At 75.0% G+C, this 17,109-nt stretch carries 7 protein-coding genes; 1 reads left to right on the top strand and 6 read right to left on the bottom strand.

The window, feature by feature from the left end; translation table 11 throughout:
• Positions 1 to 92: 92 nt before the first annotated feature.
• From ACGFMM_RS32765 to ACGFMM_RS32750, 4 genes are read right to left on the bottom strand one after another with little or no spacing between them, the layout of a single operon-like run.
• Positions 93 to 4,583: an SAV_2336 N-terminal domain-related protein gene (locus tag ACGFMM_RS32765; RefSeq protein WP_393650125.1), complete on the bottom strand. Its 4,491-nt coding sequence runs from the start codon at positions 4,581 to 4,583 to the stop codon at positions 93 to 95.
• A complete protein-coding gene (locus tag ACGFMM_RS32760) occupies positions 4,580 to 5,623 on the bottom strand; it encodes an AAA family ATPase (RefSeq protein ID WP_393650124.1) in 1,044 nt (347 codons plus the stop codon). Before ACGFMM_RS32760 ends, ACGFMM_RS32765 begins: the two co-directional genes overlap by 4 nt.
• The gene (locus ACGFMM_RS32755) at positions 5,620 to 7,611 is read right to left on the bottom strand and encodes a trypsin-like peptidase domain-containing protein (protein ID WP_393650123.1); all 1,992 of its coding nucleotides are present in this window, start codon (positions 7,609 to 7,611) and stop codon (positions 5,620 to 5,622) included. The genes ACGFMM_RS32760 and ACGFMM_RS32755 overlap by 4 nt, the downstream gene beginning before the upstream one ends.
• Positions 7,612 to 7,670: 59 nt before the next feature.
• Positions 7,671 to 8,108, bottom strand: coding sequence for a CU044_2847 family protein (locus ACGFMM_RS32750; RefSeq protein ID WP_393650122.1), 438 nt, complete (start codon positions 8,106 to 8,108; stop codon positions 7,671 to 7,673).
• A gap of 107 nt (positions 8,109 to 8,215) precedes the next feature.
• On the opposite strand from ACGFMM_RS32750, the gene ACGFMM_RS32745 reads away from it, so the two are divergent.
• Complete coding sequence (locus ACGFMM_RS32745; RefSeq protein ID WP_393650121.1) at positions 8,216 to 10,780, top strand: SpoIIE family protein phosphatase; 2,565 nt, start codon at positions 8,216 to 8,218, stop codon at positions 10,778 to 10,780.
• A gap of 12 nt (positions 10,781 to 10,792) precedes the next feature.
• On the opposite strand, the gene ACGFMM_RS32740 is transcribed toward ACGFMM_RS32745, so the two are convergent.
• Together ACGFMM_RS32740 and ACGFMM_RS32735 are read right to left on the bottom strand one after the other, a co-directional pair.
• Positions 10,793 to 11,860 carry a trypsin-like serine peptidase gene (locus ACGFMM_RS32740; RefSeq protein WP_393650120.1) on the bottom strand — a complete coding sequence of 356 codons (1,068 nt, stop codon included), beginning with the start codon at positions 11,858 to 11,860 and terminating at the stop codon, positions 10,793 to 10,795.
• 24 nt (positions 11,861 to 11,884) lie between these two features.
• The gene (locus ACGFMM_RS32735; protein ID WP_393650119.1) at positions 11,885 to 17,041 is read right to left on the bottom strand and encodes a trypsin-like peptidase domain-containing protein; all 5,157 of its coding nucleotides are present in this window, start codon (positions 17,039 to 17,041) and stop codon (positions 11,885 to 11,887) included.
• Positions 17,042 to 17,109 lie beyond the last annotated feature (68 nt).

Genomic DNA, 17,109 nt, shown 5'->3' with positions numbered 1-17,109 from the left:
ATCGTGGTGCCAATGCAAGTGTCGATGGCACCGTATGGCGTCAGGTGGCACCAGATGGTGCCGCGGTGGCGTCGTGGTGGTGTGGGGGCGGCTCAGAGGTCGAGCCGGAGGACCTGCAGAGCGCCGTCGACGACGACGGTCAGATACGGCGCGGTGAGGGCGAGCGCCGAGGCGGGGGCGGGCAGGTGGATGTTCCGTAGATGGGGTTCCCTCTGGGACAGGTCCCAGACGGAGACGACCCCGTCGGCGGTGGCGGCCACGGCGTGCGGCCGCCCGTCGATGAGACCGGTGACGATCGCGGTGACGGTCGAACCGCGGTCGAGGGAGTGCAGCCGCTCACGCGTCTCCAGGCTCCAGGTCACGACCGCCCCGTCCGCCGTCCCCGCCACGACCAGTTGGCGGCCCAGGAGCCCGCCCGCGGCGACGGCGGTGACCTCCGTGTGCAGTGGGAGCGTGAACCGTACGCCCTCGCTCTCCAGCGGCATCACGACCAGGTACGTCCCTGAGGCGGCCACGACATGGGGCCGGCCGGTCGGGTACGCGATGGCCAGGGCCCTGGCGGGGCCGTGCGGGAGCGACAGCTCCTGCCGACGGGCCGCCGTCGTGACGCTCGCCACCCTGAGCGTCCCGCTCCAGTCCGACTCCACAGAGTGAGGGCGCCCGTCGAGGTCGGTGACCGCCACCGTGAGGCGTGCTGCCGGCGTCCCCGCCTGCGACGACACGATGACGCCGTCGTTGAGCTGCTGCAGCCATCGACGCCCTGCGGCGTCCCCGACGAGCGCGTACGGTCGGCCCTCCATGGCGAGACACGTCACCGAGATCACGCTGTCCTCGCCCTGGCGCACCCGCGACAGCCTCTGGCCGCTTCTCGCGTTCCACACCACGGCCTTTCCGCTTCCGTGGCCGGACACGATGACGGGCCCGGTGTAGGAGCGGGCGGAGGCCACTGCGGTGACGTCCGACTCGCCGCGCCACTCGGGGTCCCAGAACAGGCCCTCCGCGAGGCGGTGTGCGAGTGGCTCGTGCCGGAGGGCGAAGGCCGTGAGCGCCAGCACGTCACGGCGCGCCTCCGGCGTCGGGGCCTCCCGGAGCCGGTCGTACGCCGACCGGTACACCTCGACCACGGGCGAGACGGCCGCGGAGGCCAGGGCGTCCAGGAACGCCCGGGAGGGCTCCGCGGCGGCGAGGAAGCCGGGATCGCCCAGGAGCCCGGCCTGCCCGCCCGCCACCGCGTGCGTGGCCAGGTGCTGCCGTACGTACAGGCCGGCGCGGCCCCAGTCGAGGCCGGCGCCGTCCGCACGCGCCGGCACCGTCGCGGTCAGCGCCCGTGTGATCGCCTCCTCGTGCGCGACCTGGTCGTCGTCGAGCCGCAGCGCCTGGCCGAGTGCCGGATGCGAGAGCCGGAACGAGACCCTGCCGGGGTGCGCCGACATCTCCGTCAGCCCCTCGGAGCGCGTGGCGAACCACTCGACGTCCTCCACGTCGCACGGCTCGCCGTCCAGTGCGGTCGTCATGGCCTGCCACACCGCGAGCGGCACGCCGTCTCCCTGCGCGTACGCCAGGGAGTGCAGCAGCCGCCGGGCCCGAGGGGTGTCGTCGCCGAACTCCGCGAGGAACGCGGAGAGGGCTCTGCGTACCTCCGGCAGCACGATGCCGCCGTGACGCTGCGGCATGGGACCGGGCCGTGCCCTGACCTGCTCGGCCAGCAGCCGCGCGAGCTTGCGGGAGCCCCCGGACAGGAGCGAGATCTGCTCGACGTGCACCTCGGCCTCGGCCCGTCCGAGCGGTGCCCCGACGAGCAGACCCCGGACCAGGGGCTCCAGCGGCAGCCGGTACTCCTCGCTGTCGAGGTCCACGACGAGCACGTCGCCGTCGACGGCGGGGAGTGCCCCGGGCCGGTCCGCACCCACGACGAGGACATGGCTCAGGGACGCCGAGTCGAGCAGGCCGTCGAGGTCCGCGGCCACGTCGTCGGCGACGACCACGACCATCTGCCTCGTGCTGCGCACCGCGTCCCTGGCCTCGGCCGCCGTCACGTACCGGGTGTCCGTCGGGGGCAGCGCCTCGCGGGGGAGCCCGTTGCGCAGCGGGTTGCTCGGATCGCCCAGGGCCATCAGCGTGGCCAGCAGCATCGTCTTCCCGGAGCCGGGGGAGCCGACGACCAGACAGATGCTGCCGGCGCCGCTGCGCAGCCATGACGAGATCGCCGTCAGGGCCGCGACGTTCGGGCCGCCGAGCTGATCGGTCTCGAACCGCGGATTCGGGAAGAAGGAGGCCGGCTCGTCGAACGGGGTGCCGGCGGTCAGATTGACCGCCCCGGGCGATTCGGCGCGCAGCAGCGTCTCCCGCAGCAGGTGCAGGAAGTCCTCGACGGACACCCAGGGAGCCGACGGGGCCGCGGACAGCGGCGCGCCGAGCACCCGGTGCACGGCGCGGGAGAAGTAGCTGCCGCCCGCGTTGCCGAGACTGACCGGCACCGTGACGGCCCAGAAGTTCGTTCCGTCGGGCACCGCCGCGAACAGATGCTCCAGCCGCTGCGGGGGATCGTCGTCGAGCGAGGCGTCGAGCAGCAGCAGCACTTCGCCGACCCCGCTGTCGAGCAGCCCTTCGAACGCGAGCTCCGGCGGAATCCCTCCCTGCTGCGGACCGTCCGCCGTGACCAGGACTGTCCGGCCGTCCTCCTTGCCGAGGTAGCCGGTGTAGTACAGGACCACGGAGTCGTCCGAACGCAGCTCGCCCGACCGGGCCCATTCCGTGATCGCCTCGCGGATCCCGGCGGCCGGCGGATTCAGCAGATTCAGCGCCGGCTCGTAGCCGAGCGGCTCGAACGCCTCGCGGATGCGGAGCAGGTCCGACGAGACCCCCTTCAGCGGCTCCGGCCGGTAGTCGGACACACCGATCGTGATCAGGAACCGCCGGCCCGCCCGAGCCGGCACCTCCTCCTCCGCGACCCGCGCCTCCTCCGCGACCCGCGCCTCCCGCGGCGGCGCGATCCGCACCGCCACGGCCCGCCCCTGCTTCCGCCGGACCAGGTTGTGGACCTCCGCCCAGTGGCGGGCGCCGACCGGAAGGGTGAGGGGGCCGTCGGGGTCGGTGACGGCGGCGGTGAAGCGGGCGGCGAAACCGGGGGAGTGGCGTTCGTAGTACGCCGTGACCGCCTCGATGACCTCGTCGGCCTCGTCCTTGCGGAGCGTCGTCAGGAGGCGCTCGCGCACGCCGGGCGCGAAGTCGTACGCGCGGTCCAGCGGGCCGTCCGTCCGCGCGCCCGCGCCCACGCGATGGAGCAGGCCGCTGTAGACGATCTCCGCGAGGTCCGACGGCGGGCTGTCCGGCAGCAGCGCCGACTGGACCGTGCGCATCACGGCCAGGTTCAGCGGCGCCGCCGCCAGGTACGCGGCGAGCCGGAACACCTCCGGATGGGCCTGAGCCCGGAACTCCTCGAATCCCGCCCGGGGTTCGGGCGTCCCCGCAGGGCCGGTCGGGGCCGCCGCCTCCGGGATCACCACCGCCGCGCTGTCGAAGGCCCCGGGCCCCGCCACCGCCCGCGCCCATGGCGCGAGCCACTCCGGCGTGAGGCCGAGTACGGGCACTGCCACCGCGCCCGCCGCGAGCGCCGCCGCGTCCAGGCGGTAACCCTCGTACACCAGGCGGGTGTTCGGCGCGCCGGCCTCCGTGCTGCGGAAGCGGCCCGGCTCGGGGGCCAGCGGGGTGCCGTCCCACACCCGCTCCGGCAGCGTCTGCAGGATCGCCGTCGGGCCGCTCGCGGCCCAGGCGCGCAGCGGCCCGAGCAGCGTCTCGGTCCGCCAGGCGGGGGACACTCCGTCGGTGAGGACCAGCGTCAGCGTCCGGCCCGTCGGGTCCAGGGGCGACGCCGGCGTCCGCAGCCGGGGCCCGGGTGTCGTCGTGGCCGCGCCCAGGCCGGCCGTGCCGTCCTCGCGCGCCAGCAGGTGGTGCAGCCGGACGTCGCGGAACGCCCCCGACTGTTCCAGCAGCAGCCGCAGTTCCCGGCCCAGCGGTTCCCAGAACGCCGCCCCGCCGTCGTACGCGTCCAGGACGAGTGAGGCGTCGAGCCAGCGGTCCGCGGCCGGGACCAGGACCGGCAGCCAGTGCCGCCGCTCGGCGATCCGCGTGGCGGTGGCCTCCTCGTCGAGCACCGTGCGGACCGCCGAGGGGACGCGCCGCTTCAACGGGCGCAGGGCTCGGGCCAGTTCGCGGGTCCGGGGCAGCGACGTCGCCGGACCGGCGACCCGCACCGGTGTCGCCCGCTCGGTCGCGGCCTCGCCCGCCGCGGCCTCCGGCGCCTCCTCCGGCAGGAACATCCGGGTGCGTTCGGCAGCTTCGGGCGCCACCTCGGCGTCCGCCTCCGGCGGTGCGACGAGGGGTGCGTCGACCGGCTCCGGCCCCATGTCCACGCCCGCCGCCGCCCCGGCCTGCGGCCCGGGCGTGGCGTCCGTGCGTCCCGTCGGCCCTGGCAACGCCCCTGCCAGCCACAGCAGTTCGGCGACGGTCCGGGCGTCCGGCGGAGGCGCGTCCCTCCCGTCCGGGTCGAGGGCGCGCAGCAGCGAGGCCAGCCGCTCGATCACGACTCGGCCGGCACCGTCACGTTGAGGTGCTGGAACACCAGCTCGCTCAGCCGGTCCAGGTCCGGCGCGCCCGCGCCGCTGGTCCGGCTGACCAGATAGACCGCGTTCAGCAGCTGGTCGGTGGCCAGTTCGCCCGAGGCGGCGTGCTGCAGGAACCGCTCCACGACCGCCTCCGCGTCGCCCTCGGTGGACGGCAGATGCGCGCGGACGATGGCGCGCAGCCTTGCCTCGTCGTCGACGGCCGGCAGATGCAGCCGGACGCAGCGGCGCAGGAACGCCGGCGGGAACTCGCGCTCCCCGTTGCTGGTCAGGATCGTGAACGGGAAGGTCAGGCACCGGACTTCGCCCCGTGCGACCGTCACCGGCGCGCCGTCGTCCGCCGGCCTTACCCGGACCTCCGGCTGGATGTCCGCGACGCGTGACAGCTCCGGGATCTCGAAGGAACCCTCCTCGAACACGTCGAGCAGGTCGTTCGGCAGGTCGATGTCGCTCTTGTCGATCTCGTCGATCAGCAGCACCCGCGGCAGCGCGTACGGTGCGAGCGCGGTGCCGAGGGGGCCGAGCCGCACGTACCGGCCGAGGTCGGCGACGCTCCTCCGCTCGCCCTCGCCCTCGCCCTGGCCCTCGCCCCTCGGCTCCCGCGCGACTCCCGCCTCCTCGAGGCGCCCCAGCGAGTCGTACCGGTACAGCCCGTCGCGCAGCCCGGTCTTGCTGTTCACCGGCCAGCGCAGCACCTGACCCAGCTTCAGTTCCCGGGCGACCGCGTGTGCCAAAGTCGACTTGCCGACCCCGGGATCGCCGGTCACCAGCAGCGGACGGCGCAGGTACAGCGCCGTGTTGACGGCCTCGACGGTGCGCTCGTCGGCCCGGTACGCGTCGGCGGCGGGCAGCCGCCGGCCCGCGCCGCCGTCGTCCGCGGTCCGGTCGAACGGGGTCGGCGGCCCGTCGTGCCGGAAGTCCCGCCACGGGGGTGGGGCCGGCAGGCCGTCGATGCCGTCGTGCGGCTCGCTCGCGCCGCGGTAGATCCGCCACTCGCTCATCTGGGACTTCCTTCCTCGGCCGGAGCCAATGGCACGCGCGGGAGCTGCCGCCCGGGGTCGTCCCAGAGCAGCACGATGTCGCCGCCGATGTGTTCGCCGGGCCGCGCCTGCAGCAACGCCTCGGCCCGCAACTTCCATACCCGCTGGGGGAGTTCCTCGCAGACGACGTCGCCGAGCTCCTTGCGGGCCGCCGCGTAGAACGCACCGCCCCGGCAGGCCTGCCGCCCCGGCAGCCCGCACGTCGCGCCGTCGGCGCGCTCGCAGGCGTCGCTGCCCCGGTGCCAGGTCATCATCGGGACGCCCGACGCCACCGCCACCCGGTACGCGTCCTCCACCGGCCCCGACCGCGGCGAGCCCGCCAGGGCCAGCGCGGCCAGCGTCGGGTCCAGGTCGAAGGACGCGCCCAGGGCCGCCTTGTGCTGGGCGTCCCGCCCGCACACGCACACCAGCGCCTCGTCCATCGTCCGGCCGTCCAGCTGCCGCCAGCGACGCTCCAGAGCACCGTGCAGCGACGGCGCCTCGTGCCGCTCCAGTGGACGCACCACCACCTGCTGCTTCGCCCCGAGCCGGGTCCACTCGAACGGCTCTGGCAGCCGCAGCTGCGGGAAGTCCTCGTCGAGCGCCTCCCTCGGCAGGATCAGCTCGATCAGGCCGGTCTCCGCCAACCCGCCCATGATCTCGACCTGTTCGGGCAGCAACCCGGCCAGCAGGGCGACCGCCCGGTCCAGCGGGAGCGCCTCGGACTCGGGTCCGGCGGGCGTGATGTCCTTCGGCGAGCGGAACCGCCACACCATCACGTGGTACAGCCGCCGGTCCCGCATCGAGTGCCGGATCCGCCCGATCACCGACGGCCGCACGCCGTCGGCCGGCGGCTCCCCGTCACCGCCGGCGGGCGCGGTCCCGTCGCCGGGCACCACCCCGTCGCCGAGCCGCCGCCGCGCCGCCTCCCCGAGCCGGTCGCCCGCGGCGGTGAGCACCCGGTCGCGCAGCAGCAGCGCCGCACCGGACCAGCTTCCGCGCGCCCCGTCCCGGGCCGCCTCGCGCGCCCGGTCCGCGGCGAAGGCCAGCTCGTAGGGCAGCGCGCCGGGCTGCGGCGGCATCAGCGCCGCCAGCTCCGTGAACACGTCGCGGTGGTCGAGCAGCGGCAGCTCGGCGCGCGGCGGCCGGCCCTCGGGCGACACGGCGACGAAGGCCGCGAGGTGCGCTGCGGCCTCCGTTCGTACCGGAAGCTCGGCGAGCGCCCCGAGGAGCCGCCGCGCCGAGGCGGGCGTGAGCTGCGGACCGTCGTCGTCCGTCCCGGAGTCCCGCGCCAACCGGTCGGCGAGCGCCGTCCACTGCGTGTCCGCCGCGTGGAAGCGGTCGTGCGCCCGCATCACCGTCCGGCAGACCTCCGGGTCGAGCAGCCGCAGCGCGCCGACCGGCGCGCCGAGGCCGCCCATGGCGGTGTCCGCCTTGCGGGTCAGCTTGACGACGGCGCAGACGCCGCCGGTGCGGTGGCTCAGTAGCGGCCCGCCGGACAGGCCGTGGTTCACCTCGCCGCCGGTCAGCTCGACCATGCGGCCGCCGTGGAACCCGTGCCGGCCCGCGGCCCTCAGCAGCGTCGTCCGCCCGGCCGCGGTACGGCGCTCGTACACGCTGGAGTGGCCGGTGGCGGTCAGCTCCGTGCCCGAGGACGGCGCCACCGGGTCGAGCCAGACGCAGGCGTGCCCCTCCGGCGGCGCGGGCAGCTCCACGATCGCCAGGTCCGGGAAGGGCCACAGCCCCTGGCTCCGGCCCGCCTCCGAGGCCGCCCGGATCACGCCCTCGTACTCGATGCCGCCCCAGGCCACCGCCACCCGCGCCCCCGGCTCGGCGCCCGAGACGTGCGCGGAGGTCACCACGTACCCGGGCGCGACGAAGAAGCCGGTGCCCTGGGTGACACCGGTGACGAGGACGCGGCACTCCTCCAGGAGCTCCTGGAGCCGGGCCAGCGGGCTGTGTCTGCTCACGGCTGCGGCAGCCTCACGACGAAGGGTCGCTCACGGTGACCTCCGGCGACGGGGCGCGCTCAGTCCCGGGCCGGCGCAGGCGCCGGCACGGTCGCGGCGGCCACGGTCGCGGCGTCCGTGGCCGGTGCGGCCGTCGTGGCCATCCCGGCCGTCGCCGCCTGGCCGGCCCCCGGCCCGGTCATCCCCGCCGAGGACCCGTTCCACGTCAGCGTGACCTTGAACGCCGCCTTGCCGCTGCCGCCCACCAGCGCCGCCACGACCCCGCTCTCGCCGGCCGCCAGCTCCAGGCCGAACTCGACGCTCACCTCGTCCGGCCGGGCCGCCGCCACCGCGTCGCGCACGTTCGTCGCCACGACCTGCAGGGACTCGTGGAAGCCGTGCAGCTTCTCCGCGAGCCGGTCGCCGATCCCGGAGTCGCTCGGCCCGTCCTCCTCGGCGACGGTGGCCCAGATGACCTGCCCGTCCGGCATCTCCAGCTGCACGAGCTGCGACGACATGACTCATCCCCCTCGACTGCCCGGTACGACGGCCCCATCGTAAGGACACGGCCCGCGCCCACGGGCAAGATCACGCCAACCCGTGCACGGCGCCCGCCCGGCACGAGATGCGCCGCCGTACCGCACTGGCGCATCCTGACTGTGTGACCTGGTCCGGCGCGGCCGGGCCCGCCCCGTCGGCCGAACGCCCGTCGGACCGATCCGGGACGGTCCCAGGTAACGCGCATGCCGACGGGCTCCTGGGCGGGCTGCCCATGGCGCTCGCGGGGGCGACGGTGCAGGCCGTCGAGTCCGTCGGCGGCTCCGCGGGCTGTGTCTACCTGCGCTCCGGCACTCCTGGCCTGCTGCGGCTCGCGCTCCTCGCCGGGCTGCCGGGCGCTCTGTTCCGGCCCTGGTGGCGGATGCACGTGAACCGGCCCTTCCCGGTCGCCGAGGTGCACCGCTCCGGTCAGCCGGTCTATCTCGGCGACGCCGAGGAGGCCATGCAGCGCTTCCCGCAGCTCATGGCCAGCCTCCCCTTCCCGTTCGGCTCGCTGTACGCGCCCGTGGTCCACGACCGCGAGGCGTTCGGCGTACTCGTGGTGCTGCGCCCGGCCACCCCCGGCAAGCCCGTCGACGCCGTCGACCGGAAGCGGGCGGCGGAGGCCGGGAAGCAGCTCGGCGAAGTGCTCGCCCAACGCGCCGCCGAGGGGCGCCAGACGCTCTGGGACACCGAACCGGTGTGCGTGCAGCTGCCGTCCGTGACCACCCCGCCGATCCGGGTGGGCACGTTCGACTGGGACCTCACCCAGGGGACCGTGGCCGCCGACGAAGGGCTCTGCTCGATCCTCGGCATCGCTCCCGGCACGTTCCCGGGCACCGTGGAGTCGCTGGCCGAGCGGCTCGCGCCGGAGGACGCGTACGGATTGTGGGCGCTGGCCCGGCAGGCCGCCGAGTCCGGCGGCATCGCCGCCCGCCGGATGCGGCTCATCGGGCCCGGCGGCCGCTCGCACCTGCTGGAGGTGTCCGCGCGGGCCGACCCGCCGGACGGCGTCGGCACCCGCATGACCGGCTTCCTGGTGGACCTCGGGACCGTCCCCATCGGCTCCGACGCCACCGAACGCGTGCCCCGGGCCGTCGTCGCCATCGACCGGCTCGGCCGGATCATGTACGTCAACCGGCACAGCGAGGACCTGCTGCGGCTGCCCCGCGCCCGGCTGGTCGGGCGGCTGCTGCGGGACGCGGTGCCCTGGTTCGGGCACCCCTCGTACGAGGAGTACCTGCGGGCCGCGCTGATCTCCGACGACTCCGCGCACTTCCTGGCCAGTCCGGACCCCGACGAATGGCTGTCGGTGTCGCTGTACCCCGGCCACGACGGCGTGACGATCGTGCTGGTCGAGGGCGAGCAGCCGGACTACCGGCCCGGCTCGGTCTCCCATCCCGCACCCGGCATCGGCTCGCCCGCCGACCGGGCCGCCTCGCTGTACCGGCCGGTCGCGCTCGCGATCGCGCTCACCGAGGCCGTGACGGCGCGCCAGGTGTCGGCGGTCGTCACCGAGGAGTTGCTGCCCGCCTTCGGCGGCCGGCAGCTCGCGATCTACCTGCTCAGCGACCGGCATCTCTATCTCGCCCACGAGACCGGATTCCCGCAGGGGTTCCTTGAACGCTTCGACGGGGTCTCCCTCGACGTGCGGCTGCCGGGGGTGGAGACGCTCACCACCGGCCGGCCGATGTTCTTCGAGTCGATGGAGCAACTCGCCGGCTCCTACCCGGACATCCCCCTCGACGCCCATGTCGGCGCCCGCGCCTTCCTGCCGCTGATCGCCTCCGGCCGGCCCGTCGGCTCCTGCATCCTGGGCTTCGACCGGCCGCGCGGCTTCAGCCCCGAGGAGCGCACCGTGCTGACCGCGCTCGCCGGGCTGATCGCGCAGGCCCTGGAGCGGGCCCGGCGGTACGACTCCGAGGCCGCCCTCGCCCGCGGACTGCAGGACGCCCTGCTCCCCAACCGGCTGCCGGTCCGCGACAAGGTCGACACCGTGGGCCGGTACCTCGCCGGCACCCAGGGCATGGAGGTCGGCGGCGACTGGTACGACGTCATCGAGACCGGCGGCGGCCGGCTCGCCCTGGTCATCGGCGACGTCCAGGGCCACGGCGTGGCGGCGGCCGCGACCATGGGCCAACTCCGAAGCGCGGTACGGGCCTTCGCGCTCGGCGGGCACGCGCCGCAGGACGTCGTGCAGGGCACCAACAAGCTCCTCATCGACCTCGACCCCGGCCAGTTCGCCAGCCTGTGCTACGTCGCCCTCGACCCGGAGACCGGCGCCGCCCTCGCCGTACGCGCGGGCCATCCGCCGCCGCTGCTGCGCCACCCCGACGGGGCCACCGAGGTACTCGACCTCGACGGCGGGGTCGTCCTCGGCGTCGCCGACGACGCCACGTACCCCGTGACCGAACTGCGGCTGGAACCGGGTGCGGTGCTGGCCCTGTTCACCGACGGACTGGTCGAGCGGCCCGGCGCCGACATCGACGACGGCATCGAGCGCCTGCGCGCCTCCCTCGCCGAGCACGGCCTCGCCCCGCTCACCGAGACCGCCGACGACCTCATCCGCGAGGCCCGCCAGACCGTGGAGCGCCCCGACGACATCGCCCTCCTGCTCGCCGCGCGCTGGTCCGAGCTCGCCGCCCACCGCTGACGGGGAGCCGTTTCAGACCCAGTTGATCCCGGCCCGGGCCAGCAGCGGATCGTCCACCAGCTCCCACAGCGGCACCGACACGTTGCCGGTGCGGTAGCGGCCGCCGAAGTGCAGCGCCAGGACACGGTGGTCGGGCAGGCCGAAGACCGGGGAGCCGCTGTTGCCGCCGAGCGTCGAGCAGTCGTGTCCCATCACCAGCTCGCCCGGCGCGAACCGGGTCGCCCGGCCGGGCTGGAGGCGCTTCACGTTGTACACGTCCATGAAGATCCGGCGCATCGACTCGGGCTCGTTGCGTCTCCCGTCCCAGGCCGGGTAGCCGACCACGTACACGAGGTGCCCCGGTACGTCGGCGGGCGCGTCCGCGGCGACCGCCAGCGGGCTCGGCAGGGGGCCGCCGCCGTTCGGCGGGGCGACCCGCAGCACCGCCAGGTCGACGTCGGCGTGCACCCCGACGACCTCCGCGACCTCGTACGTGAGCAGGTCGATCCGCGCGTCGGCGGGGGTGAGCGGCAGTTCCTCGCCGGGGTCCATCTGGGCCGTCATGCCCTGCTGGAACGTCCAGCCCGCGCCGTCCGAGCGGGCGAACTCCACCGCCACATGACGGTTCGTCAACACCGTGTCGGGGCCGACCAGGAACGCCGTGCCGACCCAGTCGAGCCGCGGATGGCCGCGCACCTCGACGCGGCCGACCCGGGCGAGCGAGGCACGGATCCCGTCCCGGTGCGCGTCGAGCAGCGCCCACTCGCCCTCCTGCGCGGCGAAGTCGCCGCCCTGGACCAGGACCGCCGGCCGGCCTTCGAGGAGGACGATCGCCTCCACCCCGAAGTACTCGTCGTCACCGACCTCGTCCGGCCGCCCGGCCGCCAGCTTCTCCAGGCCGGTGACCCCGGCCTCCAGGACCCGCGCCCGCTCCTCGTGGGCGAAGTTCGAGATCTCCGCCGCCGGTGCGGCGTCGCCGGCCGGCGCCTCGGCCGACTCGGAGAGCTCCGCCTCCAGGTTCTTCCGTACCCGCGCGGCCACCTCGGCCAGGTCCCCCAGGACCTGCTCGGGCGCGGTCGCGACCGGTGAGCCGTCATGCATGACCGGTGCCACCTCCTCCCTGTGTCATGGCCCGGAGCCGTGTGCGGCGGTCAGCCCCGCCTGGTACCGCATGATCTCCGCGTGCACCTCGGGGGCCTGTTCCCGCAGCCGGGCGAGGATGCTGCTCAGCTGGGTGCCGACGTTCACGAAGGCGGTGCTCTTGCCCTGGAACTCGACGTCCTTCACATGGTGGCTGCCGCGGTGCAGCGCGACGACCCGCCAGTCGTCGGTGAGCACCGGCGAACCGGAGGAGCCCTCCCGGGTGTCGGTGTAGTACCGCAGGTCCGGCTCCCCGCCCTCCGAGACGATGTTGTTGCGAAGCGCCACCCGCTTCCGCTCCCCGGCGGGGTGCTGGATGATGTTGACCGGCACCGGCGGATCCGTCCGCAGCACCGTCAGCGGCGCCGGGGAGATCCGCAGCGGGGCACGGGACTGCGGCTCACGCAGCCGCAGCACGGCGTAGTCCAGCTTCTCGTCGCAGGCGGCCAGGGCGGCGATCTCCGCCGCGGCGGCCACCAGCCCCTCCTCGAAGTCGAAGTGGCAGACGGCGTGTTCGGCCTGCAGCGCCAGGTCCTCCGGCGTGACAACCGGCCGCGGCTCGCCACGGCGGCGCTCCCTGGCCGTGATCACATGGTGATTGGTGACCAGAAGCTCCGGGGTGATCAGCCAACCGGTGCCCACATGCGGCGAGTTGGCGGGCAGCGGCTCGCCCGACCGGTACGGCCGCACCTTGACCAGCGCGACCGCCGCGCCGGCCCGGTCACCGCCGTGCAGGAAGCCGAACGGGACGGTGTCGTCGCGCAGGATGATCCGTTCCTTGACCTCGCCGGCCTCCACGTCCTCCGCCAGGTCCGGCAGATCGGCCATGATGTCCGGCTCGCCGCCGGCGGTGCGGGCCACCTCGTCCAGGGCCTCGGCCAGGACGGCCAGAGGACCGGGGTCGCGGGTCGCACAGACCGCGTTGCGCAGCCAGACCTGCAGCGGTACCGAGCCGTTGACCAGCCGGCCGTCCTCGTTCATCTTCGTCAGCATCGCGAGCGGCGAGCCGCCCATCTCGGCGAGCGCCCGCGCGTACAGGGGGTGGAAGCCGGCCAGCAGCGCGTCCCGCCGCCGCTCGTCGCCGAGCCCCGCCCGCTCGGCGGCCTCGGCGACCCGCTCCAGCTCCTCCGGGGCAAGGAACGGCTCGGCCTGGCCGGGACCGACGGTCGCGTCGGACAGCACCTTCGGCAGCCGGCCCCAGGACCCCGACGCGGAGACGGTCTCGGGCCCGTAGAACGACGCGCCCGTGCCCATCACCGCCCGCACCCCGGCCAGCAGCAGACCCGAGGGGTCGTGCAACGTCAGGAGCTGCCGGGCCAGTTCGTCCAGGGTCTCCAGGCGCCGGGCGTCGCCGAGCGCGTCCCGCATCACCGGGTACGCCCCCGAGGCCGACGCGGCCGCCACGCCCGCCGCGTCCAGCGCGCGCAGTACCGCCGCGTGCAGCTCCGGCCGGTCCGCCGTCACCTGCTCCAGGCGCTCCGCGAGCGCGTACAGGGCGGCGTCGTCGACCCGGGGCAGGCCCACCACGCGCAGTACCCGCCCGAGCAGCGCCGGGTCCTGCGCGGCCACCTCGGCGGCCGCCTGCCGGACCAGGCCGGGATGCTCGCGCAGCCGTTCGTCGGACAGGCCGCGCAGCCACTGAGCCAGTCGGCCGACGAGCGGCCCGGCGTTCCACTTGGCCGCGGCCGCCAGCCGGATCCGGGCGATCAGCGCACCCGACTCCTCGAACTCCAGGCCGAGGCCGCGGGCCACGGCCTCCGCCTCCCGCAGATCGGTGTCGGCCGTGACCGGGTCCCCGGCGTCCTCCGCCAGCCGTGCCGCCAGGCGCAGCAGCTCCAGCTGGGTCTCCGGGCGTCCGGCGGCCCGCGCCCCGTCCACGGCCCGCTCCGCGGTGTCCCGCGCGTCGGCCGGCCGGCCGGCCCGCGCCAGGGTCTCCACCAGCAGCGGGTACAGCCGGCTGCCCGGCGTCCACGGCTGCCGCTCGGTCAGCCGGGCCCGCGCCCCGTCCAGGTAGTTCAGCGCCAGCAGGTCCTCCACCTCGCGTGCGACGAGGCGTTCCCAGTCCGCCTGCTCGGCCTCGGCGAGGACCTGGTCCGGGGCGTGCCCGTCGTGCAGGCCCAGCAGGAACGCGGCGGCGCGGCCCGTCAGATCGCGCTCCGCGCCCGCGAGGAACCCCTTCACCGCGGGCGTCCAGCGCCGCTCCACCTCCCGCGGGTCCTCGTCGAGGCGCAGCCGGTGGTAGATCTCCTCCGCCCGCGCCTCGGGGCCCTCCAGGGCGGCGTAGTACGCGACGGCCCGCTGCCCGACGGCCCGCATCAGGTCGGTGCGGGCGCTGTCCGACAGCCGCAGCAGGATGCGCCGCAGGTCGTCCCGGTGCTGTACGGCGCCGGGGCCGGCGTCCTCCATCAGGTCCAGCCGCGCGAGCCGGCCGATCAGTTCGCGGGCCTCGCGGTCGGAGCCCACGGGCACCCCGGCGGGCTCCGCGAGCACCTCGCGCAGCAGTTCCGGGGTGATCTTCCTCAGCGCGAGGCCCGCCAGGACCAGCCGGCGCAGGTCGGGCGCGGCGACATGGTGCAGGACGCGCTCGTACAGCGCGCCCTGGATCAGCTCCTGCTCCACGGCCCGGTCCCGCTGCCGCCGCCGGGTCGGCACGCTGCCGACCTCCTCGCTCAACGCGGCGACGGAACCGTAGTGTTCGGCCGCGCGCTGGGCCAGGCGCAGGCTGAGCGGATGGCCGCCGACCAGCTCGTACAGCTCGGCCGCCTCGCCGGCCGCCACGCCGAGCGAGGTCAGCACGTCGATCGACGCCTGCCGGTCCAGGTCGCCCAGCGGCGCCGCGATCGGTTCGAGCACGGTGGCCGGGTGGCCGACCGGAGCACGGCCCGAGACGACGAACCGCAGCCGCGGATACGCCTTGCGCAGCGTCCCCCAGATCACCCACATCCGGCCGAGGATCGGCGAACCCCGGTACTGGGCCTCCTCGAACGAGTCCACGGCCACGACCAGCGGCGGGGGCGGCCCGCCGTCGGCCGGCGCGGCGGCCTCGGCGACCAGCCGGGCGACCCGGTCCGCCAGCTGCGCGTCGTGGTCCCCGGCCCGGGTGTGGAACTCCCGCGAGTACTGCCGCGCCGACGAGGCGCGGGTCGCCGAGAGCCGGTACAGCTGGTCCATCTGGGCGCGCTCACCGCGCTGTTCGGCCGCCTCCGCCTCGCAGGCGGCGGCCAGCTCGTCGAACCCGGGCCGGTGCTGCGGATACTGCACGCCCAGCTGACGGGCCACCTCGCCGATCAGGGTGACCGGTTCGTGCACGGAGAGCGTGGGCCGGCCGAAGTCGACGAAGGCGAACGGGAACACGGCCTCGTCCAGCGCGTCGAGCAGGAACCGCGCCAGCAGGGTGCTCTTCCCCGAGCCCCCGATACCGTGCACGACGAGCGGCGGCTCGGCCGGCTCCGGAGGCAGCGCGATGTAGTCCCGCAGCAGTTTCAGCTCCCGGGACCGGCCGTGGAAGGCGTCCCCGGGCGCCAGCCGGTGCAGCGGCTGGAGCAGCCGGGCCCGCTGGAGCCTGCGGTGCAGATCGGCGACGTCCGGCAGCCGGCGGACGCCGCGGACCAGGGACAGCCAGCTCACGGCCTGCAGAGTGGCGGTGAGTTCGTCCACGCTCTGCGTGTCCAGGTGCGGCGGCACGCCCGACAGATAGTTCAGGGCCCGGTGCTCCGGCGCCGCCGAGTCCGGGAACTGGCCGATGTTGGCGGTGAGCAGACCCCGCGCGGTCTCCGGACCGTCAAGGCCGCGCAGCGTCGCCTCGCGCACCTCCCGCTTGAGGGACCACAGTTCGCGGCCCGGCAGCGCCTGCGCGGTGCAGTCCTCCACCAGCGCCAGCGCGGCGCCGGGCCCGGCCGCCGTACCGTCCGGCAGACGCAGCTTCTCAGGGTCGAACTCGCTCAGCAGACACGCCGCCCGGCGGTACTCGAGCCGCAGGTCCGGGACGGGCGTCTCGCCCGGCGTCCCCGCCGCGGCCAGCTCGGCGCGCACCAGGGCCGGCAGCTCGGGGACCGGGCCGAGCGCCCGGTGCAGCCGTACGGCGGTCTCGGCGGCGGTGCAGAGCCGGCGCATGTAGCTGGTGCCGCCGCCCGGTGCGCGGGCCGCTTCGAGGGCCGTGGCGGTGAGTTCGTCCACGGCGGCGGACTCCGCTCCGAGCAGCGTGGCGAAGAACTCCCGGACCTCCTCCTCGCCGACCGGCACGGCGGTGTCGCGCAGCTCGTTCTTCCGTATCTCGTACGGGAGTTGGCGGGCCAGCTCCGAATAGCCGAGCAGCACGAGCCGGGGCACGGCGCTCGGGTGGACGGGCGTGTTCTCGTAGACGGCCAGGGCCAGTTTGCCGATGCAGTCCCAGACGTCGGAGTCGGCGTCGAGCTTGTCGCACTCGTCGAGCACCAGCCAGTACCGCAGCCGCTCGGAGGTCGCCTTGTGGACCACCGTGTGGACCGCGTCGTCGATCGCCGCGACCGGGTCGTTGCACTCCGCCCGCGCCCACAGCGGGGCCGGCGGGGCGCCCGGCTCGGTGAGGATCTCGTCGAGGCGCTCCAGGACCTTCCGGGCGGTGGAGTGGCGGGACAGCGTCACCCGCACGGGCCGGAAGCCGAGGTGCTGGCCGAGGTGCCGGATGAAGCTGTACGTGTAGGACCGCCCGCTGTGCGGCGCACCGTCCACCACGAGCACCGTCTTCTCCGGGTCGGCCACGAACTCCCGCAGCCGGGACCGCAGTCCGTCCCGATTCAGGAAGACCTCCGCGCCGTTGCGGAGCACCACCGCCTCGAACGGGTCCTGCGCGGTGTCGTGTTCGGCCTCGTCCTCGCGCAGTCCGGCCAGCAGCCCCCGCACCTCGGCCTCACGCTCGGGGACGTGCAGTGCGTCGAGACCGGCGAGCACGTCCAGCAGCCGGCGCTGCTGGGAGATGTCCTGACGGGCCGCCCGGACCAGAGCGGTCGCGTTGCCGCCGCAGTCCGGGGTGAGGGGGAGTGCACCGACGAACCCGGCGGGGAACCCGAAGGTGGCGAGCCGGGCCCGGGGATCGGGGGTGTCGAGGAGATGGTCCCGTACCCACGAGGTGACGAGGTCCCATTCCGTATCGGTCAGCGCCATACCGCACCTGCCCGGACGTCCGTCGATTCCATGCTTTCACCGGGCCCGGCGCACCGCAAACGCGCGGG

It is taken from the genome of Streptomyces sp. NPDC048604, assembly GCF_043199435.1.
Taxonomy (GTDB): domain Bacteria; phylum Actinomycetota; class Actinomycetes; order Streptomycetales; family Streptomycetaceae; genus Streptomyces.
Note: the sequence above shows the minus strand (reverse complement) of the source record. Positions and strands in the feature narration are given on the sequence as shown.